The sequence below is a fragment of the Micromonospora sp. NPDC005174 genome (genome assembly GCF_040608495.1).
Taxonomy (GTDB): domain Bacteria; phylum Actinomycetota; class Actinomycetes; order Mycobacteriales; family Micromonosporaceae; genus Micromonospora.
The window spans coordinates 27,258-48,829 of sequence record NZ_JBEXIJ010000017.1 but is presented as its reverse complement, the minus strand read 5'-3'; the positions used below and the strand labels follow the sequence as shown (position 1 = coordinate 48,829).

General features: G+C 72.1%; 21 protein-coding genes and 1 riboswitch. Of the genes, 15 read left to right on the top strand and 6 right to left on the bottom strand.

Translation table 11 applies throughout. From position 1 onward, the window contains the following. Positions 1-199 precede the first annotated feature (199 nt). Positions 200-309, top strand: a riboswitch (TPP riboswitch). From thiE to thiC, 7 genes are all read left to right on the top strand, one after another. Beyond that, positions 304-927, top strand: coding sequence for a thiamine phosphate synthase (gene thiE, locus ABZU91_RS19570; RefSeq protein ID WP_355242099.1), 624 nt, complete (start codon positions 304-306; stop codon positions 925-927). It overlaps the preceding riboswitch by 6 nt. Continuing rightward, positions 924-2,018, top strand: coding sequence for a glycine oxidase ThiO (gene thiO / locus ABZU91_RS19565; RefSeq protein WP_355242096.1), 1,095 nt, complete (start codon positions 924-926; stop codon positions 2,016-2,018). The genes thiE and thiO overlap by 4 nt, the downstream gene beginning before the upstream one ends. Beyond that, positions 2,018-2,218: a sulfur carrier protein ThiS gene (gene thiS / locus ABZU91_RS19560; protein WP_355242093.1), complete on the top strand. Its 201-nt coding sequence runs from the start codon at positions 2,018-2,020 to the stop codon at positions 2,216-2,218. Before thiO ends, thiS begins: the two co-directional genes overlap by 1 nt. Then, the gene (locus ABZU91_RS19555; RefSeq protein WP_355242090.1) at positions 2,215-2,994 is read left to right on the top strand and encodes a thiazole synthase; all 780 of its coding nucleotides are present in this window, start codon (positions 2,215-2,217) and stop codon (positions 2,992-2,994) included. The genes thiS and ABZU91_RS19555 overlap by 4 nt, the downstream gene beginning before the upstream one ends. Then, positions 2,991-3,656, top strand: a complete 666-nt coding sequence (locus ABZU91_RS19550; protein ID WP_355242087.1) for a thiamine phosphate synthase — start codon at positions 2,991-2,993, stop codon at positions 3,654-3,656. The genes ABZU91_RS19555 and ABZU91_RS19550 overlap by 4 nt, the downstream gene beginning before the upstream one ends. Further along, positions 3,653-4,438 carry a bifunctional hydroxymethylpyrimidine kinase/phosphomethylpyrimidine kinase gene (thiD, locus tag ABZU91_RS19545; RefSeq protein ID WP_355242084.1) on the top strand — a complete coding sequence of 262 codons (786 nt, stop codon included), beginning with the start codon at positions 3,653-3,655 and terminating at the stop codon, positions 4,436-4,438. Before ABZU91_RS19550 ends, thiD begins: the two co-directional genes overlap by 4 nt. Before the next feature lie 17 nt (positions 4,439-4,455). Continuing rightward, positions 4,456-6,048 carry a phosphomethylpyrimidine synthase ThiC gene (thiC, locus tag ABZU91_RS19540; protein WP_355242081.1) on the top strand — a complete coding sequence of 531 codons (1,593 nt, stop codon included), beginning with the start codon at positions 4,456-4,458 and terminating at the stop codon, positions 6,046-6,048. A 106-nt stretch (positions 6,049-6,154) separates the two neighbouring features. Here thiC and ABZU91_RS19535 read toward each other — a convergent pair whose 3' ends face one another. The 4 genes from ABZU91_RS19535 to ABZU91_RS19520 all read right to left on the bottom strand — a co-directional run bounded on the left by ABZU91_RS19535 (position 6,155) and on the right by ABZU91_RS19520 (position 11,275). Continuing rightward, positions 6,155-9,154: a hypothetical protein gene (locus ABZU91_RS19535; protein WP_355242078.1), complete on the bottom strand. Its 3,000-nt coding sequence runs from the start codon at positions 9,152-9,154 to the stop codon at positions 6,155-6,157. Positions 9,155-9,231: 77 nt separating this feature from the next. Next, positions 9,232-9,540 (bottom strand): cupin, encoded by a 309-nt coding sequence (locus ABZU91_RS19530; RefSeq protein WP_266246239.1) that lies wholly within the window; start codon positions 9,538-9,540, stop codon positions 9,232-9,234. Further along, positions 9,537-10,487: an LLM class F420-dependent oxidoreductase gene (locus ABZU91_RS19525; RefSeq protein WP_355242356.1), complete on the bottom strand. Its 951-nt coding sequence runs from the start codon at positions 10,485-10,487 to the stop codon at positions 9,537-9,539. Before ABZU91_RS19525 ends, ABZU91_RS19530 begins: the two co-directional genes overlap by 4 nt. Positions 10,488-10,489: 2 nt before the next feature. Next, complete coding sequence (locus ABZU91_RS19520; RefSeq protein WP_355242075.1) at positions 10,490-11,275, bottom strand: ABC transporter ATP-binding protein; 786 nt, start codon at positions 11,273-11,275, stop codon at positions 10,490-10,492. Positions 11,276-11,543: 268 nt separating this feature from the next. Between ABZU91_RS19520 and ABZU91_RS19515 the strand changes: the two genes are divergently transcribed. Both ABZU91_RS19515 and ABZU91_RS19510 read left to right on the top strand, forming a co-directional pair. Further along, entirely contained in the window at positions 11,544-12,572 is a 1,029-nt protein-coding gene (locus ABZU91_RS19515; protein ID WP_355242072.1) for an ABC transporter substrate-binding protein, read from the top strand. 100 nt (positions 12,573-12,672) lie between these two features. Next, on the top strand, positions 12,673-13,533 hold the full coding sequence (locus ABZU91_RS19510; protein ID WP_355242069.1) for an ABC transporter permease: 861 nt from the start codon (positions 12,673-12,675) through the stop codon (positions 13,531-13,533). 147 nt (positions 13,534-13,680) lie between these two features. Here the strand turns inward: ABZU91_RS19510 and ABZU91_RS19505 are convergent, their stop codons facing one another. Next, positions 13,681-14,016, bottom strand: a complete 336-nt coding sequence (locus tag ABZU91_RS19505) for a hypothetical protein (RefSeq protein WP_355242066.1) — start codon at positions 14,014-14,016, stop codon at positions 13,681-13,683. Between the two features lie 379 nt (positions 14,017-14,395). Here ABZU91_RS19505 and ABZU91_RS19500 point away from each other — a divergent pair, with 379 nt between their 5' ends. Genes ABZU91_RS19500 through ABZU91_RS19490 form a run of 3 tightly spaced genes read left to right on the top strand, consistent with a single transcriptional unit; the run spans position 14,396 to position 15,599 of the window. Further along, positions 14,396-15,163, top strand: a complete 768-nt coding sequence (locus tag ABZU91_RS19500; protein WP_355242063.1) for a helix-turn-helix transcriptional regulator — start codon at positions 14,396-14,398, stop codon at positions 15,161-15,163. Further along, positions 15,154-15,351, top strand: a complete 198-nt coding sequence (locus ABZU91_RS19495) for a DUF397 domain-containing protein (protein ID WP_355242060.1) — start codon at positions 15,154-15,156, stop codon at positions 15,349-15,351. The genes ABZU91_RS19500 and ABZU91_RS19495 overlap by 10 nt, the downstream gene beginning before the upstream one ends. A gap of 47 nt (positions 15,352-15,398) precedes the next feature. Beyond that, positions 15,399-15,599 carry a DUF397 domain-containing protein gene (locus ABZU91_RS19490; RefSeq protein WP_355242057.1) on the top strand — a complete coding sequence of 67 codons (201 nt, stop codon included), beginning with the start codon at positions 15,399-15,401 and terminating at the stop codon, positions 15,597-15,599. A 280-nt stretch (positions 15,600-15,879) separates the two neighbouring features. On the opposite strand, the gene ABZU91_RS19485 is transcribed toward ABZU91_RS19490, so the two are convergent. Continuing rightward, a complete protein-coding gene (locus ABZU91_RS19485) occupies positions 15,880-17,061 on the bottom strand; it encodes an ABC transporter substrate-binding protein (RefSeq protein ID WP_355242055.1) in 1,182 nt (393 codons plus the stop codon). A gap of 446 nt (positions 17,062-17,507) precedes the next feature. Here ABZU91_RS19485 and ABZU91_RS19480 point away from each other — a divergent pair, with 446 nt between their 5' ends. The 3 genes from ABZU91_RS19480 to ABZU91_RS19470 all read left to right on the top strand — a co-directional run bounded on the left by ABZU91_RS19480 (position 17,508) and on the right by ABZU91_RS19470 (position 21,558). Then, on the top strand, positions 17,508-20,699 hold the full coding sequence (locus ABZU91_RS19480; RefSeq protein WP_355242052.1) for a nitrate- and nitrite sensing domain-containing protein: 3,192 nt from the start codon (positions 17,508-17,510) through the stop codon (positions 20,697-20,699). Continuing rightward, complete coding sequence (locus ABZU91_RS19475) at positions 20,696-21,103, top strand: roadblock/LC7 domain-containing protein (RefSeq protein WP_007465177.1); 408 nt, start codon at positions 20,696-20,698, stop codon at positions 21,101-21,103. The genes ABZU91_RS19480 and ABZU91_RS19475 overlap by 4 nt, the downstream gene beginning before the upstream one ends. Before the next feature lie 89 nt (positions 21,104-21,192). Next, the gene (locus ABZU91_RS19470) at positions 21,193-21,558 is read left to right on the top strand and encodes a DUF742 domain-containing protein (RefSeq protein WP_007465174.1); all 366 of its coding nucleotides are present in this window, start codon (positions 21,193-21,195) and stop codon (positions 21,556-21,558) included. The last annotated feature ends 14 nt before the right edge of the window (positions 21,559-21,572 follow it).

Sequence of the window (21,572 nt, the reverse complement as noted above, 5' to 3'; positions counted from 1 at the left end):
GTCCACGCCGGCATTTTGTCGATTCGCTGAACAAATTAGTTCTGCTGCATCGATGTCCGGCAAGATGCCGGCGGGTAACGGTTCTGCAACGGCGGGCGACATTCCGAACAGGACCGGAGAAAGTACCCCGATCGATCTCTCGCGCCGGGGCGGCGGGCTCTCCCTTGGCAGCGGAGGCGATGTGTCGTACGGTGACACGCAAGTAACCCACGGGAGCCCGGTGTACCGGGCTGAGAGGGGGGCTGACAGCCCCCGACCGTCGAACCTGATCCGGGTAATGCCGGCGCAGGGAGGAGCGTTGCCGTGCCGTCCCTCGGCCGACTGCATCTGATCACCGACACCCGACCCGGGCGCGATCCACTCACCGTGGTCCGGGCCGCCCTCGCGGCGGCCCGCGCCGACCTCGTCGTGCAGGTCCGGGTGGAGGACTCCGCCACCGACCGCGAGGCGTACGACCTGGCCGCCCGGGTGCTGGCGCTGTGCGCGCCGTACGGCGCGACGTGCCTGGTCAACGACCGGCTGCACGTGGCGCTCGCGGTGGGCGCCGCCGGTGGCCACGTCGGCGCCGACGACCTACCGGTCGCCGCGGCCCGGCACGTGCTCGGCGCAACCGGCGTGCTGGGCGCCACCGCCCGCGAGCCGAGGACCGCGATCGAGGCCGTCGTCGCCGGGGCCAACTACCTGGGCGTCGGCCCGTGCCACGCCACGAGCACCAAGGTCGGTCTGCCCGACCCCATCGGGACCGTCGGGATACGCGACGTCGCCGACGCCGTCGACGTGCCGGTCATCGCGATCGGCGGGGTGACCGCCGACCGGGTGCCGGCGCTCCGGACCGCCGGGGCGTACGGGGTGGCGGTGGTCGGGGCGATCTGCTCGGCCGCCGACCCCGCGCGGGCGACCGCCGAACTGCTGCGGGCGCTGGCGTGACGCGTACCGAGGTGGCGGTGGTGGGCGGGGGCCCGATCGGGCTGGCCGTCGCGTGGCGCTGCGCCAGCCGGGGCCTGCGCGTCGAGGTACACGACGCGGCACCCGGATCGGGGGCGTCGGGCGTCGCCGCCGGGATGCTCTCTCCGGTCGCCGAGGCGTACTTCGGTGAGCGTGGGCTGACCGAGCTGCTGGTGGCCTCCGCCGCCCGTTGGCCCACGTTCGCCGCCGAGCTGACCGAGGACAGCGGCACCCTCATCGGCTACCGGACCGAGGGCACGCTGATGGTCGGGCTGACCGGTGACGACCTGGCCGAGGCCCGCCGGCTCTGGGCGTACCAACAGGGTCTTGGTCTGCCGGTGACGCCGCTGCGCCCCACCGAGCTGCGCGACCGCGAGCCGGCGCTCGCCCCGCGGGTGCGCGGCGGCGCGCTCGCGCCCACCGACCACCAGGTCGATCCCCGGCTGCTGGTACCGGCGCTGCGCACGGCCGCGCGGCGGGCCGGCGCGGCGTTCGTGCCGCGACCGGTCCGGCGGCTGTCCGACGTGGACGCGAGGGTCACCGTGGTCGCGGCCGGCTGCGGTGCCGCCGCCCTCACCGGACTGCCCGTGCGGCCGGTGAAGGGCCAGATCCTGCGGCTGCGTGCGCCCGGCGGCGTCGCGCCGGGCTTCCGGCACGTGATCCGGGGGTACGCCGACGGCGAGCACGTCTACCTGGTGCCCCGCACCGACGGCGAGGTGGTGCTCGGGGCGACGGTCGAGGAGCGGTCGGACACCACAGTCACCGCCGGCGCGGTGCAGCGACTGCTGCGCGCCGGTGTCGACCTGCTACCCGAGCTGGCCGAGTACGACCTGGTGGAGGCCGTCGCCGGTCTGCGGCCCGGCACCCCGGACAACGCGCCGATCCTGGGGCCGCTGCCCGGCCGGCCGGACGTGCTCGCCGCCACGGGACACCACCGGCACGGCATCGTGCTCACCCCGGTCACCGCCGAGGCGATCACCGACCTGGTGCTCACCGGAGTGCCCGACCCGCTGCTCACCGGGTTCGGTGCCGACCGGTTCGCCGGCCCGATGCGCGGTTTCGAGGAGGAGTGATGAAGTTGACGGTGAACGGGACCGGGCGCACTGTCCCCGGCGGCGCGTCGGTGGCCGATCTGGTCGGTGACGTCGCGCCGCACCAGCGTGGCGTCGCGGTCGCGGTCAACGGCGAGGTGGTGCCCCGGACCGGCTGGCCGGTCACGGAGCTGCACGACGGCGACCGCGTCGAAGTGCTCACCGCCGCGCAGGGCGGGTGAGCGGCGTGCCGTTCGAACTGGGTGGGGCGACGTTCGGCTCGCGGCTGATCCTGGGCACCGGTGGGGCCGCGAACCTGCACGTACTGGAACAGGCGATCCGGGCGTCCGGTACGGAGCTGGTCACGCTGGCGCTGCGCCGGGTGGACACCGCGCCGGGCACCGGGGGAGGGCTGCTGGAACTGCTGGACCGGTGCGGGGTACGGCTGCTGCCGAACACCGCCGGCTGCCACACCGCGACCGAGGCGGTGAAGGTGGCCCGGCTGGCGCGCGACGCGTTCGACACCGACTGGGTGAAGTTGGAGGTCATCGGCGACGAACGGACGCTGCTGCCCGACGGGGTGGAGCTGCTCCGCGCCGCCGAGGAACTCGTCGCGGACGGCTTCACGGTGCTGCCGTACACCAGTGACGACCCGGTGCTCGCCCGCCGCCTCGCGGACGTGGGCTGCGCCGCGGTGATGCCCGCCGGCGCGCCGATCGGTTCGGGGCTCGGCATCGGCAACCCGCACCACATCCGGCTGATCCGGCAGAGCGTGGACGTGCCGGTGATCCTCGACGCCGGCATCGGCACCGCGTCCGACGCGGCGCTGGCCATGGAGCTGGGCTGCGACGCGGTCCTGCTGGCCAGCGCGGTCACCCGGGCCGCCGACCCGGTGGCGATGGCGACGGCGATGCGGTACGCCGTCGAGGCCGGACGCCTCGCCGCGGGCGCGGGCCGGATCGCCCGGCGTTTCCACGCCCTGCCCTCCACTCCCGACGAGGGAAGACCGGACCTGTGACGGGGTTGGTGCCGCCGGGGGTCGTCCTGTTGACCGACCGGCTGGTCGCCACGGGCGGTCTCGAACGTGTCGTGGCGGGGGCGGTCGCCGGGGGAGTGCGTTGGGTCGTGCTGCGGGAGAAGGACCTGCCCCGCGCCGAACGCGCCGCTCTCGCCGTCGACCTGCGCGCGATCCTCGCCGACGTCGGCGGGACCCTCGTCGTGGCCGGCCCCGACCCGCTGGGCGGCGACGCCGTCCACCTGCCGGCCGCCGGCCCGTACCCGCCGCCGGCCCTGCCGCTGGTCGGCCGATCCTGCCACAACGAGACCGAACTGAACCGCCTGACCACCGAGCACTACGCCACAATCTCCCCGATCTGGCCCACCCGGACAAAGCCCGGCTACGGCCCACCCCTGGAAGTCGCCGGCCTGCGCGCGCTCGTCGCGGCCAGCCCGGTGCCCGTCCTAGCGCTCGGGGGGGTGGAGACGCCAGAACAGGTAACGGCCTGCGTCGAGGCAGGAGCCAGTGGAGTGGCAGTCCTGGGCGCACTCATGCGAGCAGAGAACCCATCCTCGATCGCCCAACTGATGACTAGCGCCTTCGAAGAGGCGGTCACCCAGAAGGTCCCAACAGGCCGGCACGGTCGGCCGCAGCCCCGAAGCGCAACCAAAGAGGAAAGATGACCCCGACGACAACCCTCACCATCGCCGGCTCCGACTCCGGCGGCGGCGCCGGAATCCAGGCGGACCTCAAGGTCTTCGCGGCGCTCGGCGCGTACGGCACGAGTGTCCTGACAGCGGTCACCGCGCAGAACACCCGGGGTGTCGACGCCGTCCTGCCGCTGCCGCCGCGCACGGTCGCGGAGCAGTTGGACAGCGTGCTCGTCGACTTCACCGTGGGCGCGGTCAAGACGGGGATGCTCGGCACGCCGGCCGTCGCCGACGTGGTGGCCCAGGCCGCCCGGGACGGCCGGTTGCCCCAGCTCGTCGTCGATCCGGTGCTGGTCGCCACGAGCGGCCACCGGCTGGGCGTGGTGGGCGCGGTGGAGCGGCTGCTCCCGTACGCGCGGGTGGCGACGCCGAACTGCGCGGAGGCCGCGGCCATCACCGGACGCGGCGTGGACGACGTGCCCGCGATGGTCGTGGCCGCCGAGGCCCTGGCCGCCGGCGGTCCGGAGTACGTGGTCGTCACCGGTGGTGACGTGGGTGGGGACGAGGCGGTCGACGTGCTGTGCGGCGGCGGTGTCACCACCCTGCTGCGCGCGCCCCGGGTGGACACCCGGCACACCCACGGCACCGGTTGCTCGTTCTCGGCGGCCATCGCCGTGCGGCTCGCGCTGGGCGATCCGGTGCCGGCGGCCGTGCAGGTCGCCAAGGAGTACGTGTTCCGCGCGCTGACCGGCGGGCGGAGTTGGGAGCTGGGCGCGGGGCGCGGACCGCTGGATCACTTCGGCTGGTCCGCCTGATCACCAGGGAGGTTGTCATGCAGGCACGAGGCAAGGTGTACGTCGAGGGTTCGCGGCCGGATGTGCGGGTGCCGTTCGCGGAGGTGGCGCTGACCGGCGACCATCCGCCGGTGCGGCTCTACGACACGTCCGGCCCGGGATCGGACCCGCAGGTGGGGTTGCCACCGCTGCGCGGCCCGTGGATAGCCGAGCGGGGTGACGTGGCACCGGTGCGGGGCGCGGGTACGCCGTTGGCCGGGATGGACGGTCGTCGTCCGACGCAGCTCGCGTACGCGCGGGCCGGCGTGGTGACGCCGGAGATGGAGTTCGTGGCGATCCGGGAGAACGTCGACCCGGAGCTGGTGCGGGCCGAGATCGCCGCCGGTCGGGCGGTGCTGCCGCTCAACGTGAACCACCCGGAGTGCGAGCCGGCGATCATCGGGAAGGCGTTCCTGGTCAAGGTGAACGCCAACATCGGCACCTCGGCGGTCAGCTCGTCGGTGGCCGAGGAGGTCGAGAAGTTGACCTGGGCCACCCGCTGGGGCGCGGACACGGTGATGGACCTGTCCACCGGCAAGCGGATCCACGAGACCCGCGAGGCGATCGTGCGGAACTCGCCGGTGCCGATCGGGACGGTGCCGATCTACCAGGCGTTGGAGAAGGTCGGCGGCGACCCGGTGAAGCTGAGCTGGGAAGTGTTCCGGGACACCGTCATCGAGCAGGCCGAGCAGGGCGTCGACTACATGACGGTGCACGCCGGGGTGCTGCTGCCGTACGTGCCGTTGGCCGTCGACCGGGTCACCGGGATCGTCTCCCGGGGTGGCTCGATCATGGCGGCCTGGTGCCTGGCGCACCACGAGGAGAACTTCCTCTACACCAACTTCGCCGAGCTGTGCGCGATCCTCGCCCGCTACGACGTGACGTTCTCGCTCGGCGACGGGCTGCGGCCCGGCTCGATCGCGGACGCCAACGACGAGGCGCAGTTCGCCGAACTGCGCACCCTCGGCGAGTTGACGACTGTCGCCTGGGAACACGACGTCCAGGTGATGATCGAGGGCCCGGGCCACGTGCCCATGCACAAGATCAAGGAGAACGTGGACCTCCAGCAGGAGTGGTGCCACGAGGCCCCGTTCTACACGCTCGGGCCGTTGACCACCGACATCGCGCCCGCGTACGACCACATCACCTCCGCCATCGGCGCGGCGATGATCGGCATGTTCGGCACCGCCATGCTCTGCTACGTCACTCCGAAGGAGCACCTCGGCCTGCCGGACCGCGACGACGTGAAGGCCGGCGTGATCGCGTACAAGATCGCGGCGCACGCGGCCGATCTGGCCAAGGGTCACCCGGGCGCGCAGGAATGGGATGACGCGTTGTCGAAGGCGCGGTTCGAGTTCCGCTGGGAGGACCAGTTCAACCTCTCGCTGGACCCGGAGACCGCTCGGTCGTACCACGACGCGACCCTGCCCGCCGAGCCGGCGAAGACGGCGCACTTCTGCTCGATGTGCGGTCCGAAGTTCTGCTCCATGAAGATCACGCAGGAGCTGAAGGAGTACGCGGCCCGTGGCATGAAGGACAAGTCGGAGGAGTTCGTCTCCGGCGGCGGAAAGGTCTACCTACCGCTGGCCTGACGGAGTGGCCGCTTCGGCCTGGTCAACTCTGGTTCCGGGAAGTCGGGGTGTCCTGGCCGGCAGGAAGGCCCGGATTCTCGGAACCAGAGTCAATCAAGCGGGTCGTTCACTCGCGGTGGTGACGGCCGGTGGAGCGCAGCGAGCGACGGCCGTTCTCCGGCTCGGGCTCGTTGTCGGTGACCGGCTTGCTGAGGCCGGCGACCCAGTCGACGAACTCCTCGTCCTGCGCGGGCAGCGGCTCCGCCGCGTCGGGCGCGGGCCGGCTCTCTTCGTCGGCCCGCACCCGGTTACGCCGGAAGAGGCCGCCGAGCCGCCCCCGCCGGGAGGACTGCCGCCCGTCGTCGGTGGACGCCCGCCCGGGATCGTCCGCCGGCTCGGCACTGCCGGCGGTGGTGGACGCACCGCCCTGCTCCGGTACGACCGGGGTGATCGACGGCGGCACGATGGACCTCGCCAGGGCGGCCATCGCGCTGGCCTGGTCGGTCCGGCCGGTCCTGCCGAGGGGCTGGCCCGGCGTGCTGACGGCTGGTCCGGTGGTGTCGGCGGTCGTGGCGGGCGATGCGCTTCCCTCGGGCGCGCTGGTGTTGTGGTCAGGCGTACCGGTGCTCTGATCCGGTGTTCTGGCGCGGCGGGTGGTGTCGAAGGCGTCCCAGGTGGGCACGCGGCTCAGGTCGGGCAGGGGTGCCCGGTGCCGGAAGCGGGGCGTCCAGTCGGTCGAGTCCTCGGCGCTCGCGGGCGTGTCCGCGGTCGGCGGTTCCGGGTCGGTCGACGCCGTGGTCCAGGACGGGATGGCCGACCAGGCGGGAGCCGCCGGCGTCCACCGGTCGCCCCCCGCGTCGCCGGCAGTGGGCTCGCCGAACAGCGACGTGCCGGCGCGGCCCTCGGTCGTCGCCTGTTCGGTGCGGCGGCCCACCCTGGACTTCGTGACCGGCGTGGAACCTTCGGCGGTCTCGGCGAGCCGGCTCGCATCCTCTTCGGCGGTCTGGGCCTGCGAGTCGGTTCCGGCAATCCGTGCCGCTTCGCCAGGCTCGGCGCTTCCACTCTCGGCGGAGGGGCGCGGCGTGTCCTGGTCGAGCGGCCGATCGGTGTCGACGCCTGTCACGTCGGCGCTCTTGCCGGCGCGGGTCGTCCGCTTGGCGCGTCCGCCGGTCGCTCCCTCGGTGCTCGTCCCGGTGGGTGCCGTTCCGGCCGTGGCCGTCGCGCTGGCGCTCGTCTCGGTGGGTGCTGTTCCGGTCGGTGCTGTTCCGGTGGCTGCGGCCGTGCCGTCGTCGGCGGCGGTTGTCGAGGTGGCGGCCGGGACGGACTTCGGCTTGCGCGCGCGACGCGGCTTGGGCGGGGACGCGTCGGCGGCCCGGTCGCCCGCGCTGTCCGCGCTCGACGTGCCTGCCACGTCCACGACCTGCGGATCCGTGCTTCGCATGCTCGGCGTGCCCGTGCTCGGCGTGCCCGCGCTCGGCGTGCCCGTGCTCGGCGTGCCCGTGCTCGGCGTGCCCGCGCTCGGCGTGCCCGTGCCCGTGCTCGGCGTGCGGGCGCTGGCCGTGGTCGGAGTGACGGTGGTGCCCGCGACCGGAGTGCCGGTCGCACCGGAGCTGTCCGTGGTGAGCGGAGCATCGGTGGCGAGCGGGGCCACGGTGCCGCTGATCGTCGTGCGGTCGCTGCCCGGCGCGTTGCGGCCAGGCGTGTCGCTGTTACTCGCGCTGTCGCCCACCGCGTCGGGCGTCGGGCTGACGGCTGTCGTCCCGGCCGTGGGGGGCTTCGCAACGGCACGGACCGGGTCGGCGGCACCGGCGGTCGCGTCCTCGTCGTGACTCGACGGCTGCCGCCCGGCGGTGAACTCGCCGGTCGGGTCGGTCAGCCAGGAGGCGCGGGGCGGCGTGGGGTCGTGCCGCTCGCTGGCGGCGGACGCGTCCCGGGTCGCGGCGTCCCCTGCCGACTCGGCGGTGTCGGACCGCTGGCGGGGGCCGGCGGGTCGAGGGGCCTGGCCCGGGTGCGTCGCCTCGGCGGGGACCGGGCCGTGCTGGCCGCTCGCGGTGGCAGACGGCCAGTCCCAGTGGGCGGGGACGGTGCGTACACCGGGGGTGTCGTCACCGGCGCGCGGACCCGGAGCCGTCTCGACCAGCTGTCCGCCGGCGTGCCCGGAGTGGTCCTCGGTTCGATCCGTCGACGTCACCGGCTCGCTGCCCGGCAGCGTCGGGCCGGCGGGCAGCGGGCGCAGGATGTCGGTCGGCGTGATCGCCTCGGAGTCGGCGGCGCGGACGCCGAGAGGCCAGCGCAGCAGGGCGGCGGCCGTCGCGCCGAGGGCGCCAGCGAGGACCGCGATCAGCGCTGCGTAGTAGGGGGTCGTCTGGTAGCGGTCGACGGCGTCGCCAGGGCCCGCGGCCAGGTACGCGAATGCCACCAGCACCGGACCGGCCACCCCGGTCGCCGCGCTGATCAGCGGGACCTGGCCGCGCCAGCGGGCCAGTCCGGCGGTCGCCGCTCCCGCGAGCAGCGCCACGATCGGCAGCAGGAGCAGCGCCAGGCTCTGCGCGGCGGCGGCGTCCAACCAGTTCGGTTCGAGTACGCCGAGTCGGACCGTGGGCAGCGGACCGGTCGTGCCGAGTGACGGCAGGACGGAGATCAACGCCAGCAGCCAGATCGTCCCCGCCACGGCCGCCATGTTCCAGCCCAGTTCCGGCCGGAGCAGTACGGCGATGGCCGCCCCCGCTCCGACGACCGCCCCGAGGATGGCGCAGATGCCGACCGCCCAGACCGGGTCCACCGAGATCAACTCGGCGGCTCGGGCGGGCTGCATGCAGAGCGGGGCGACGGCTGTCGCGCCGAGCGCGGCGGCGCCACCGATGGCCAGGTGCCGGCCGGTGCTGGCCGGCGGGGTGTCCCGGCGGGCCAGACGTCCGGTCAGGACGGCGCCGGCGACGGCGGCGTTCGCGGCGAACCAGCCCACCCAGACGAGCTGGGCCGGCCACTGGTTGACGGTCGAGCCGGTGAAGGCGCCGGTGAGCCGGACGATGCCGAAGCCGTACGCGACGCCGAGTTGGCCGGCTCCGGCCAGCACGCTCACCCCGAGCGCGGTGAGCAGCAGTCTGCCCCAGGTCCGATAGGCCATGTCCGGCACGTTACGCACCTGGTACACCCGATCGCCACCGGCGCGCCGCGCGGCGCGCCGAGGCGCGCCCGGCGGGTCTACTTGAGTTCGACCAGTCGGGCCAGGTATGTCGTGTCCCCGACATTGGTGAGCATGTGCACCGCTCCGGGGTCGCGGTAGACGACCCCACCGGTGGGCTCGTCGGCGTCGATCCGGGTGCCGTCGATGGTCTGCACGACGTTCTTCGCGCCCTGGATCGCCACCACCAGGTAGGGGTGGTCGTGCCGGTGCAGGGGCTGGCGCTCGCCCGGTTCGAGCCGGATGTGCCAGACCCGGACCCGGTCGTTCTCGTACACGATCTCCTGGCCCACGGGCCCGAGTTCGGTGCCGTCGATCACATCGGTCATCGTCCACCGTCCAGTTGGGGAAGCACCTCGGCGGCGATCAGTTCGAGGTGGTCGAGGTCGTCGAGGTCGGTGAGGCGTAGGTGCACCCGCGTGGCGCCGATCCCGGCGAACTCGCCGATCCGCTGCACCAGCTCTGCCGGCGAGCCGACCACCGGGTCCTCCGGTGGCAGCGCGCTCTTCTCGTGCAACGGCGCGGCCCGGCGGGCGGCCTCCGCGTCGGTACGTCCGACGGCCACCACGATCCCGGCGGAGAGCACCAGCGGGGCTCGCCCTCTCTCCGCCCGACCCACCCGGTCGCACGCCTCCCGGACGCGGTCGTACGCTCCGGCGGTCTCGGCCACCGACTTGAACGGCATGTTGAACTCGTCGGCGTACCGGGCGGCCAGCTCGGGGGTCCGCTTGGGACCGCGTCCGCCCACGATGATCGGCGGGCCGGGCACCTGCGCCGGTTTGGGCAGCGCGGGGGCGTCCACCAGCCGGTAGTGGTCACCGGTGAAGCTGTACGTCTCGCCCAGCGGGGTGGACCACAGCCCGGTGATCACCTCGAGCTGCTCGGCCAGCCGGTCGAACCGCTCGCCGACGGCCGGGAACGGAATGCCGTACGACGTGTGCTCGCGCTGGTACCAGCCCGCGCCGATACCGAGGTCGACCCGGCCGCCGCTCATCTGGTCGACCTGTGCGACGAGCACGGCGAGGGGGCCGGGCAGGCGGAAGGTCGCCGACGTCACCAGGGTGCCCAGCCGGATCCGTTCGGTCTCCCGGGCCAGCGCGGCGAGGGTCAGCCAGGCGTCCGTCGGGCCGGGCAGGCCGCTGTCGTCGCCCATCGACTGGTAGTGGTCGGCGCGGAGGAAGCCCTCGAAGCCGCCCGCCTCGGCCAGTCGGGCGAACCGGAGCTGGGTGTCGTAGTCGGCGCCCCGGTGCGGCTCGGTGAATACCGACACCCGCATGGTCATCGTCCCTCCACGCCGGCCGCGGCCGGCTGGTCGCGTTCCATCAACAGCTCGTGCAGGTCGGCGCTGACCTGGGCGACGTCGGCGAGGTGGGCGTTGCGGCCCAGGGTGCGCGGGCGGGGGATGGCCACCTCGACCACCTTGCGGATACGGCCGGGGCGGGGGCTCAGCACGACCACCCGGTCGGCGAGCAGCACCGCCTCGTCGATCGAGTGGGTGACGAAGACGATGCTCGGCTTGTTCTCCATGTGCACGCGCTGGAGTTCGCCGGAGAGTTCCTCGCGGGTGAGCGCGTCGAGCGCGGAGAACGGCTCGTCCATCAGCATCACCCGGGGTTCACCGATGAGCGACCGGCACAGCGACACCCGTTGCTGCATGCCGCCGGAGAGCTCGTGCGGCAACCGCTTCTCAAACCCGGCCAGGCCTGCCACGTCGAGCAGTTCCCGGGCCCGCTCGCGGTGCTTGGCGCGACTCCAGCCGAAGATCTCCACCGGCAGCAGGACGTTGTCCAGGACACTGCGCCACGGCAGCAGCGCCGGCTTCTGGAACAGCATGGCGATGTCGCGGCGGGGTCGGGTGATCGGCGTACCGGCCACGGTGATCTCGCCGGAGGTCAACGGGAGCAGCCCGGCGATCAACCGCAGCAGGGTGGACTTGCCGCAGCCGGAGCGCCCGAGGATGGCGACGAACTCGCCCTCGGCGACGTCGAGGTCGATGCCGCGAAGGGCCTCGACCTGGCCGGACCGGCCTTCGAAGGTACGCGACACCCCGGACAGTCGGATCATCTGCGGCGGACCTCCGCTGAGTGGACGGTCAGGAATCCGACAAGGCTAGCCGCCCTGTTGACATGTCGCGCCGTCCGGGGTCGTCGTCAGGTTGTTTCCGATCCGCAACCCGGTACGCCTGGCGTCGCAACTGTGGGTTTCTCGTACGCTGTGGCCGCGAAGAGTCCCCTCACGATGGCGGTGCCCGGCTTGCCCCTCCCGCCGGTGCCGTCGCGACAACCCCCTCCGGTGGCCCCCGGCCCCGGTCGGAAAGGACATGGTGCTACTGATGAGAAGGCTGACCCGTACGGTCGCTACGGCCGCGCTGGCCACCGCCCTCGCCCTCGTCTCCGCCTGCAGCAGCGGGTCGGACTCGTCCGACGCCAAGGGCGGCAAGGACGGAGCGTTGGAGAAGGTGACCTACCTCACCTCCTTCGGCAACTTCGGCCGTGACTCCTACGCCTGGGTGGCGAAGGAGAAGGGCTTCTTCAAGGAGGCCGGTTTCGACGTCGAGATCAAGGCCGGCCAGGGCACCGGCGGCGTGATCCAGACGGTCGTCGGCGGCCAGGCGGACTTCGGGCCGATCGACCTCACCGGCGGTCTGCTCCAGCTCGGCAACGGTCAGGCGAAGGACTTCACCGCCGTGGCCGCGATCCAGCAGCGCACGATGGCGGGCATCGCCACCGTCGAGGGCAAGAACATCAACTCGCCCAAGGACCTTGAGGGCAAGAAGCTCGCCGACACCCCCGGCTCCGTGGTGCGCAACCTGTTCCCGACGTACGCCCGGCTCGCCGGCGTGGACGCCAGCAAGGTGACCTGGGTCAACGGTGAGGCGCAGGCGCTGATCGGCACGCTGGCCTCCGGCTCGGTGGACGGCATCGGCCAGTTCGTCGTCGGTCAGCCGACGATCGAGGCGGTGGCCAAGAAGAAGGCCGTCATGCTGCCGTACAGCAACGTGATGCAGGACCTCTACGGCAACGTGCTGATCACCTCCAGCAAGATCGCCAAGGAGAAGCCCGAGATGGTGAAGCGTTTCACCACTGCGCTGCTCAAGGGCCTGGAGTACAGCCTGGCGAACTCCAAGGAGGCCGGCGAGATCCTGAAGAAGAACGTCGACGCCGCCAACCCGGTGGCCGCCGCCGCCGAGCTGGACCTGATGGCCGCGTACGTGCGCTCCGGCAACTCCGGCACCGCGATCGGCACGCTGGACAGCGGCCGCGTGGCGAAGAGCATCGCGATTCTGCAGGGCGCGGGCGCGCTCAAGCAGAACATCACCCCCGAGCAGATCATCGACTTCAGCCTCGCGCCGAAGGCCTGATCGTCCGGTCGTCACCAGGGGGTACGTCCCGCCGGTCTCCGGTGGGGCGTACCCCCGTCGCTCGTCGGCCCCCGGGTCGGCGATTCACGAGGAGGACAAGATGACCGACGTCCGCTCAGCCGAGCCGGCGGTGACGGTGCCCCCACCCCCGGGTGCCGGACTCCAGGCACGTCGGGCGGGTCGGGGCGCCGGCCTGCGCGCGGGGACCGGGGCGGCGCTGCTGCCCGCGGCCGGTCTCGTGGTCGCCCTGGCCGTGTGGTGGCTGGTCGCCCGGCTGGAACTGGTCCACCCGGCCGCCCTGCCGCCGCCGGGGGGTGTGCTCACCGCGTTCGTCGACAAGCCCGCCCAGATGCTGGAGCACACCTGGTCCACCCTGCTGGAGATCCTGATCGGGTTCGTCCTGTCGGCCGCCGCGGGTGTCCTGATCGGACTGTCCCTGGCCAGTTCCCGGACGGTCGAGCGGATGTTCACCCCGCTGCTGGTGGCGGTGAACGCCGTGCCGAAGATCACCCTGGGTCCACTGCTGGTGGTGGCGCTGGGTTGGGGTCAGAGGCCGATCCTGACCATGGTGTTCCTGCTCTGCTTCTTTCCCATCGTGCTGTCCACCGCGACGGGTTTGACCACCACGCCGGCCGACCTGGCCGAGCTGGTCCGGTCCTGGAACGCCTCCCGCTGGCAGGCGTTCCGCAAGGTGCGGTTCCCGGCGGCGCTGCCACAGATCTTCGTCGGGCTCAAGGTGGCCATGCCGCTGGCGGCCATCGGTGCGGTGATCGGTGAGTTCCAGGCCGGGGAGAAGGGCCTGGGGTACGTCATCACGCAGTACGCGGGCGTCGGCGACACCGCCACCGCCTGGGCGGCGATCATGCTGGTGGCGCTGGTCAGCATCCTGCTCTACAGCGCACTCGTGCTCGTCGAGCGGATCGCGCTGCCCTGGGTGCGGGAAACCACCAGCAGCCGCTGATCGCGTCCGCCACGCCAAAAGCAGGTGGCACGCGTAGGTCTTGGACAGTTTCCGTTCTCAGCTCACAGTTCTCAGCTAACGGAAACTGTCCAAGATTGCCGGCGATGGCGGATGCAGCGGTACGCCGCGGCCGTGCTGGGAGGCGTTTCAACGCGGATGTTCGACGATCGGCCTGCGGAACGGTCCCCATCCCACGAACCGGTCGTAGAGGGCTCGAGGGCTCGGCCCGTCGTGCGGGTTGAGGTGGTAGAGGTCGCGCATGGCCTCGTAGAGCAGCCCGGCCAGGTAGATCGACAGGCTCGGCATCTTGTTCTCGTACTCGGCTTTGAGCATGAGTCGCGCGGTCGCGCACGGCCACGGCTGACCGTCGGCGCGGCACGCCCAGTGCGGCCGTAAGGGCGTGTGCGGCGGGGCCTGGCCGTGCCGACGCGGACGGTCCGTAGCCGGCCCCCGCTCGGGGCCGGAAACCTGCGTAGAGATCATTTGTAACCTCCGTTCGCCCGGAACTCTTCCGCCCGAGTCAGGCGATCCACCCGGCCGACCTCGTCAACCCGGAATGCCTCGGTGTGCGCCGTGACCCAGGCCGGGAGTTGTGGGGCAGGGCGACTCGCAGGCACTTCCGGGGCGTGTTGGCTGCGCCAGAACCTGAAACGCACGGTGCCTCCTTCGTGCTGTCGTCTGGAGAGGGGCCGCCCCCGCAAGTGCTCGCCGGGCAGGGGCGGCCCCGGCACGAACGCGTCCGCCAGGTTCGGGTCCTCCACCGGCCGCGCCGTCTACAAGCACCCTGCGGGCAGTGACGGGACAAAAACAGCCCGTAGGGGATATGGTCGCGAGACATTCTGCGCATCCCTGGAGAGACGTCGTGAACGATGCGTTGCGCGCAGCGCTGGCCGAGTCAGGGCATTCGATCGAGTCTCTGGCCGGGCTGGTAGGCGTCGATCGAAAAACGGTCGCACGGTGGATCAATCATGACCACATACCCCATCCCCGTCACCGGGAGGCCGCAGCCGGCGTACTCCGTCGGCCCATCGGGGACATCTGGCCGGACACATCAAGACGTCGTGAGCCAGTTTGGTTCAGGCCGTGGCAAGAAATCGAGCGTGAGGCGGTCTCGCTACGCTCGTATCAGTCGGTCGTCCTGCCCGGCCTTCTCCAAACCGAGGCGTACGCCCGCGCGGTGCTCGCCGGTGCCGACGTGATCGCCCGCAGCGACATTGAGCGCCACCTAGCCTTTCGGCTCGCCCGCCAGAGCATCCTGACCCGCGAAGACCCACCACGCTTCACGGCCGTCGTCGACGAGGCTGTCCTGCGGCGGCCGGTCGGCGGCCGGGCCACCATGCGCGAGCAGGTACATGCCCTCATCGTCATGTGCGAGGCCCCGCACGTACGAGTGCACATCGTTCCCGCGACGGTCGGCGCGTACGCTGGCTTGAACGGTCCCTTCGTGATCGCTGTAGGAGCCGAGCAACAAATTGCCGGCTACCTCGACAATCAGCTTCAGGGGGAAGTCGTCACCGGCACAAAGGACATAACAGCGATACTCGCAGCGTGGGAGAACGTACGCGGCGAGGCGCTGTCCCACTGGCAGTCCGTCGACCTACTTACGGAGATGGCAGAGACATGGACATGACCGGCGCACAGTGGCGCAAGAGCACCCGCAGCAGCGGCAACGGCGGCGATTGCGTCGAGGTTGCCGACAACCTTCCCGGCGTCGTTGGTGTCCGGGACTCGAAGGACCAGGCAGGTCCGGCGCTGTCCTTCAGTTCGGCGGCCTGGCGGGCTTTCATCGACATGGCAAAGACCCTTGACGCGGCCTGACTAGCACTACGCGAAGGCCCCCGGACCTCATGAGAGGCGGCAGCATCATGGACCTGAGCGGCGCGCAGTGGCGCAAGAGCACCAAGAGCGGCAGCAACGGCGGGAACTGCGTCGAGGTGGCCGACAACCTTTCCGGCGTCGTTCTCGTCCGTGACACCAAGGACCGCGACGGCGCAACGCTGACCTTCGGGCCCTCGCAGTGGCAGGGCTTCGTCGACCTGGCGAAGGCTATCGGCCCCGTCTCCTGACTCAGCACCACGCGAAGGCCCCCGATTCGGGGGCCTTTGGCATGCCCCGGTCACGAACGTTCGTGCGGGAACGGGATCACCCTCGCCGTCGGCTACGCGGCGCTCGCCGGCGCGGCCCAGTTCGTACTCCTGAATTGCGGGAGCCGGCCTCCAGAGGAGGCCGGCCCTTTTCGCTCACGGTGACGCGGAGGGGTGGTGGCCTACCGTGCCCGGCGCAGGGATCAAGCCTGACCGCCCGGAGCCGGGCGCGGTAGGCCACCACCCCCCAAGCCGGAGCCGGTTACCCCGCCAACCGCCACCGGCCGTTGCGCGCGACAAGCGTGGTGAGCGCCTGCGGCATGAGGCCGGAGTGGTTGTCGGGCGTCATGCGGATCGGGCCGGAGAGGCCGTCGATCTGGGACGTCTCCAACACGTCGCGGATGCCGCCCCGGTCGACCTTCCCCGCCGGCCCGCCGGCCCGCAGCTCGGCGTCGACGATCAACTGGATCGCGTCGGCGGCGAACGAGGAGGAGCCGTTGTAGCCGCCGTAGCGGGCCGTGTAGTCCTGGAACCACTGCCGCCGGGCCGCCTTGGCCGGCGTGGTGGCGATCACGTCGTCGATCACCATGGTCTGGGTGAAGACCATCGTGGCCTTCTCGGTGGCTCGGGCCGCCGCGCCGAGGAAGAGGTCCCCGGCCGCGCCCGCGTCGAAGAAGAGCGACCCGCGGAACGCGGCCTGCTGTGCGCTCGTCGCGGCCAGCGCGGCCTGCTCCGGCGGAGTCCAGACGACCAGCGCGTCGGGCTTGAGCTTGGCCAGCTTGCCGACCTGCTGGCCGACCTCGGTGTCGGTGGTCTTCACCGACTCCTCGCCGGCCACCTTGATGGTGGCCTTGCCCAGTTCGCGACGCAGCGCGACCACGCCCTCGCGGCCGTAGTCGTCGTTGCTGGCGAGCAGGGCCACCTTCTTGACGTTCTTGCGGCGCAGTTCGGTGGTGAGGGCGGAGGCGCTGTCGGCCGCGTTCGGGCCCAGCTTGAAGACGTAGCGACGGTCGGCGACCGGGCTCGAGATCGCCCCGGAAGCGGCGAGCGCAATGGTGGGAATCTGCTTCTCGTTGATGACGCCGACCGCGCCGACCGCGCATTCGTTGCAACCGCCCATGACGATCGCGCTGACCCGCGAATCGCTGCTGAAGTCGGCGATGTTGCGCAGTGACTCGGCGGCGTCGGAACGGTTGTCCTTCACCTTCAGGTCGATCTTCCGGCCGTTCAGTGCTCCGGAGGAGTTCAACTGGTCCCTCTTGAGTTCCAGCGCGCGCTGGTATGCCCGGCCCATTGGCGCGGCGGCACCGGAAAGTTCGAGGTCGGCGGCGATCACGATCGGACTCGTGTCCTGCTCCGCCTCGCCGAACTGACAGCCGGTGAGCGTGGTGGCCACTAAGGCCGATGCGAGCGCCGCGATGGTCGCGGAGCGGATGGGGCTCAACTCAGTCCTCCAGGTGCGGGCGCGGGCGCAGCCCGGTCACCGCCGCTAATCCGTCCTCACTGGAGGACGGGATCTCGTCTGCCGTACGGTGTGTGCGCGAAGCCTGCAAAACCTTGCCAATGGCCGGCGCTGTGGTCAAGCGCGGACCCCGGTTGCATTCTCGGGACGGCCATCCCACATGCTGGGGTAACGCAATGTTTGCAAAACCTCACTTTGCATACACGCGTGACCACTCTGGAGTTACATGCCCTGTTCAGGGGCTTGCGGAAATGAAGGTATCAGTTGACCGGATCAAGGGTTCCGCGCCGTCCGACCGTTTCCTACCTCACTGCGGCTTCCCAAACACGATCTTCTCTGATGAAATCGCGGCCGTGCCGCGCGTGGTCCCCTCCGCTCCCGGCGCGGCTCGGCGGGTCAGGCGGGGAAGAAACGACGGAGGCGATGTCGTGAGCACCGGACCGACGACCCTGCCCGCGCTCGGCGGCGATACCGGGCGTACGCGCCGGCGCATGCCGAGACTGCGGGACGCCCGGATCCGGTCCAAGTTGGCGCTGATCCTGGTCGTTCCGGTGGCCGCGGTGATCGCGCTGGCCACCGTCCGTCTCATCTCCGTGGGTGAGGGCGCCTACGACGCCACCCGGGCCCGATCGCTCACCGCGCTGGCCATCGACGTCAGCGCGCTGACCCAGGACCTCCAGGCCGAGCGCATGGCGGCGGCGGCCTACCTGGCAGCTCCGCAGCAGCCGGCCGACGCGTACAACCTTCGGGTACGCCAGACGCAGCAGCGGGTGGACGAGTACCGCGCCGAGCGTGACCGGATCGGCGAGGTGCCGACGGCGTTGCGGGACCGGCTGGCGGCGATCGACGACCACCTGGCCACCCTCGACGGCACCCGTCAGGAGGTGCTGGACCGCCGGCAGATGGCGGTCGCCGAGGCGGTGCTGCGCTACGGCGTGATCCTCACCGACCTGGTCAGCTACGGCGACGGGCTGGCCCAGCTACCCGGCGACGAGAGCCTGTCGGACAGCCGCCGGGCGGTCGCCGCGTTCGCCCGCGCCAAGGCCTCCGTCGCCGAGGAGGAGGCGGTCGCCTTCACCGCGCTGACCGCCGGCCAGCTCGACCCGGAGCAGTTCTCCTCCTTCGTGGCGACGCTGACCAGCCAGCAGGAGGCGCTTGTCGCCTTCTCGCTCGCCGCCGACCCGGTGCAGCGGGCTCTGGTCGACAGCACCGTCTCCGGTGACGCGGTCGGTCTCTCCGACCGGGTCGCCAGCGACATCACCCGTTCGGTCGGGCAGCGCCCGCTGGTGAGCGCGCAGGACGCCACCGCCGCCATCGGCGCGGTCAACGACCTGATGCGCTGGGCCGAGATCCAACTACAGGACCGGCTGCTCGAGCAGGCCGACGAGGCGCGCTCGGACGTCATCCGGCAGGCCGTGGTCGAGTCGATCCTGGTGCTGCTCACCCTGATCATCGCCGTGTCGCTGGCCGTTGTGCTGGCCCGGTCGCTGAACGACTCGCTTCGCCGCCTGCGCGAGGGCGCGCTCGCGGTGGCCAACCACGACCTTCCCGACGCCGTGCAGCGACTGCAGAACATGGGCAGCGTCGGCGACGGCGGCGTGGACGAGATCGTCCGGCAGGTACGGGACCCGATCCAGCTCAACAGCCGCGACGAGGTCGGCCAGGTGGCGTCGGCCTTCAACGTCGTCCACCGCGAGGCGGTGCGGGTCGCCGCCGAACAGGCCGCGCTGCGGACCAGCGTCTCGGCGATGTTCCTCAACCTGGCTCGCCGCAGTCAGACCCTGGTCGACCGGATGATCGGCGAGCTCGACGCGATCGAGCGCGGCGAGGAGGACCCGAAGCGGCTGGCCCAGCTCTTCGAGCTGGACCACCTGGCCACCCGAATGCGCCGCAACGACGAGAACCTGCTGGTCCTGGCCGGCGCCGACTCGGCCGTACCGCGCCGTGACGACGCGCTGGTCGTGGACGTCCTGCGCGCCGCGCAGTCCGAGGTGGAGCTCTACAACCGCATCGAGTTCGGCACCGTCGACACCGACATCTCGGTGGCCGCGCACGCGGTCAACGACGTGGTACGTCTCGTCGCGGAACTGCTCGACAACGCCACCCGGTTCTCACCGCCGAACACCACTGTCGTCGCCGACGGTCGCCGCATCCGGGACTACGTGCTCATCCAGATCGAGGACCGCGGGCTCGGCCTCACCGACGAGCAGCTCGACTCGCTCAACCGCCGGTTGGCCGCCCCGCCGAGCGTGGACGTCGCCGCGTTCCGGTTGATGGGTCTGGCCGTGGTGAGCCGACTCGCCTCCCGCTACGGCATCCGGGTGGAGCTGCGGCGCAACGTCGAGGGCGGCACCGTCGCCCAGGTGACGCTGCCCGCCGCCACCGTGATCCTGCCCAGCGGCCGTGGCCGCGATCAGGCGATCACCCGTCCGCGCCAGCCGATGGCCGTCGAGCAGACGCCGCTCACCCCGGTCGGCCACGCCGAGTCGTACGCCGGCGCGACCGCCTCGGCGGCGACTCTGCCGGACCAGTGGCGGACCAACGCCCCGGCCCCCGCGCAGTGGCAGTCCCCGCTCGACGCGCGGGACACCGCCCCGGCGGTGCAGGCCGGCGGCTACGCCGGGGCGCGCCCGACGATGCCGCCCACCGCCGCGCCGTCCGTTCCGGTGCCGCCCAACCGCCCGGCGTACGGCGGCGGCGTCTCGGCGGGCAGCCCCACCGTGGCGTACCCGACCATCGACGCCCTGCCCCGGCGGGGCGCGACGGCCGACACCCCGGACGGCCGGAACGCGCCGGTGCTGCCGGTCGGCCCGGTCGCCGGGCCGGGCGCGGTCGCCCCGCCGGCACCGCCCGCGAGGCCGGCACCGCCCGTGCAGCCCGTCGTGCCGGCCCCGTCCATGCCGCCCGCGGTGCCGCCGACGCCTCCCGCGCCGGTCAGCACCCGGCCGGAGTTCCCCGCCGAGGCGCCGATCTTCCGGGAGATGGAGGCGGTCTGGTTCCGGTCGCACGGCGACGACGCCACCGCGATCTTCACCCGGCCACAGTTCGACACCCCGCCCGCACCCGTCGACGGCGGCTCGCGTGCGACAAACGGTGTTCCGTCGACCACCGCGTCCGCGCCGGCCACCACGCCGGCCCGACCGCCGCTGCCCACCCGGACCCCGGGCAGTTCCGAGGGCACCGGAGCACAGAGCGTGGGGAGCATGGACGGATTCGGGACCGCGAAGACCGCTGGTCGGGGCGCCTCGACACCGACACCGCCACCGTCGTACAGCGCGCCGCCGGCCGCACCGACGGCACCGGTCGCCGCCCCCGCGCCGGCCGCGGCCCCGCCGGGCCCGGACCCGGACGCCTGGCGGACGGCCGCCGACGAGGGGTGGACGCTGGCCAGCCGGGCCGCCGAGCCGGCCGCCGCCGGCACCACCCGTTCGGGTCTGCCCAAGCGGGTGCCGCAGGCGCAGCTCGTGCCGGGCGGCATCGAGCCCAAGAGCGGTCGGGACCGCAGCCGGCGGACCCCCGACGAAGTACGCGGCCTGTTGTCGGCCTACCACCGTGGCGTGCAGCGCGGTCGAACGGCCGGTACGGACCTGAACAGCACCTCGACCAAGGAGAGCCGATGAACAGGCCAGCTGCCATGCAGGACATGGGTTGGCTGCTCACCAACTTCGCCGACAGCGTGGCGGGCATCGCCCACGTGGTGGCGGTGTCCGCCGACGGGCTGCTGCTCGCGTCCTCCCGGGACCTGCCGGGTGACCGGGCGGACCAGCTCGCCGCGATCACCTCCGGCGTGGTGAGCCTGACCGAGGGCGCGGCACGGATGTTCAGCGCGGGCGGGGTGTTGCAGACCGTCATCGAGATGGACAGCGGTTACCTCTTCCTCATGTCGATCAGCGACGGCTCGTCGATGGCCGTGCTGGCCGCGCGGAGCTGCGACGTGGGTCAGGTGGGTTACGAGATGGCCCTGCTGGTGGAGCGGGTGGGTGCCGCGCTGGTGCCGCTGCCACGGGACGCGGTGCGTTCGTAGTGCCGCGAACCGGCGTGCGGCCCGCGCGCCGGAACAGGGAGGGGAGGCGGTGTGTGCCGACTCCGCGGGGGACGAGGAGGTGATCGGGGATGGACCAACGACGCGCTGACCCGCGCGGCGCTCTGGTACGCCCGTACGCGGTCACCCGTGGTCGTACCGAACCCCGGCAGGACATCGCTCTCGAGGCGGTCCTCACGGCCTCTCCCACCCAGGTTGCCGAGTCCCGCTTCGCGGGGCACGACAAGCACCGCATCGCCACGGTCTGCGAGGGCCGTGCACAGTCGCTGGCGGAGATCGCCGCGTACACCCGGATGCCGCTGGGCGTCGCCCGGGTACTGGTCGCCGACATGGTGGCCGAGAGCCTGCTGACGTTACACACTGCTGCTCCCGCCGAGGGGTTCGAGGAGCGGATGGAACTGCTTGGAAGGGTGCTAAGTGGACTTCGCAGGCTATGACCCCGCTGGGGGGG

Excerpts from the sequence above, each read along its gene's own strand:
- thiS (WP_355242093.1), top strand. The coding sequence starts at position 2,018 with ATGAAGTTGACGGTGAACGGGACCGGGCGCACTGTCCCCGGCGGCGCG.
- thiD (WP_355242084.1), top strand. The coding sequence starts at position 3,653 with ATGACCCCGACGACAACCCTCACCATCGCCGGCTCCGACTCCGGCGGC.
- thiC (WP_355242081.1), top strand. The coding sequence starts at position 4,456 with ATGCAGGCACGAGGCAAGGTGTACGTCGAGGGTTCGCGGCCGGATGTG.
- ABZU91_RS19535 (WP_355242078.1), bottom strand. The coding sequence starts at position 9,154 with ATGGCCTATCGGACCTGGGGCAGACTGCTGCTCACCGCGCTCGGGGTG.
- ABZU91_RS19530 (WP_266246239.1), bottom strand. The coding sequence starts at position 9,540 with ATGACCGATGTGATCGACGGCACCGAACTCGGGCCCGTGGGCCAGGAG.
- ABZU91_RS19525 (WP_355242356.1), bottom strand. The coding sequence starts at position 10,487 with ATGCGGGTGTCGGTATTCACCGAGCCGCACCGGGGCGCCGACTACGAC.
- ABZU91_RS19520 (WP_355242075.1), bottom strand. The coding sequence starts at position 11,275 with ATGATCCGACTGTCCGGGGTGTCGCGTACCTTCGAAGGCCGGTCCGGC.
- ABZU91_RS19515 (WP_355242072.1), top strand. The coding sequence starts at position 11,544 with ATGAGAAGGCTGACCCGTACGGTCGCTACGGCCGCGCTGGCCACCGCC.
- ABZU91_RS19510 (WP_355242069.1), top strand. The coding sequence starts at position 12,673 with ATGACCGACGTCCGCTCAGCCGAGCCGGCGGTGACGGTGCCCCCACCC.
- ABZU91_RS19505 (WP_355242066.1), bottom strand. The coding sequence starts at position 14,016 with ATGATCTCTACGCAGGTTTCCGGCCCCGAGCGGGGGCCGGCTACGGAC.
- ABZU91_RS19495 (WP_355242060.1), top strand. The coding sequence starts at position 15,154 with ATGGACATGACCGGCGCACAGTGGCGCAAGAGCACCCGCAGCAGCGGC.
- ABZU91_RS19490 (WP_355242057.1), top strand. The coding sequence starts at position 15,399 with ATGGACCTGAGCGGCGCGCAGTGGCGCAAGAGCACCAAGAGCGGCAGC.
- ABZU91_RS19475 (WP_007465177.1), top strand. The coding sequence starts at position 20,696 with ATGAACAGGCCAGCTGCCATGCAGGACATGGGTTGGCTGCTCACCAAC.
- ABZU91_RS19470 (WP_007465174.1), top strand. The coding sequence starts at position 21,193 with ATGGACCAACGACGCGCTGACCCGCGCGGCGCTCTGGTACGCCCGTAC.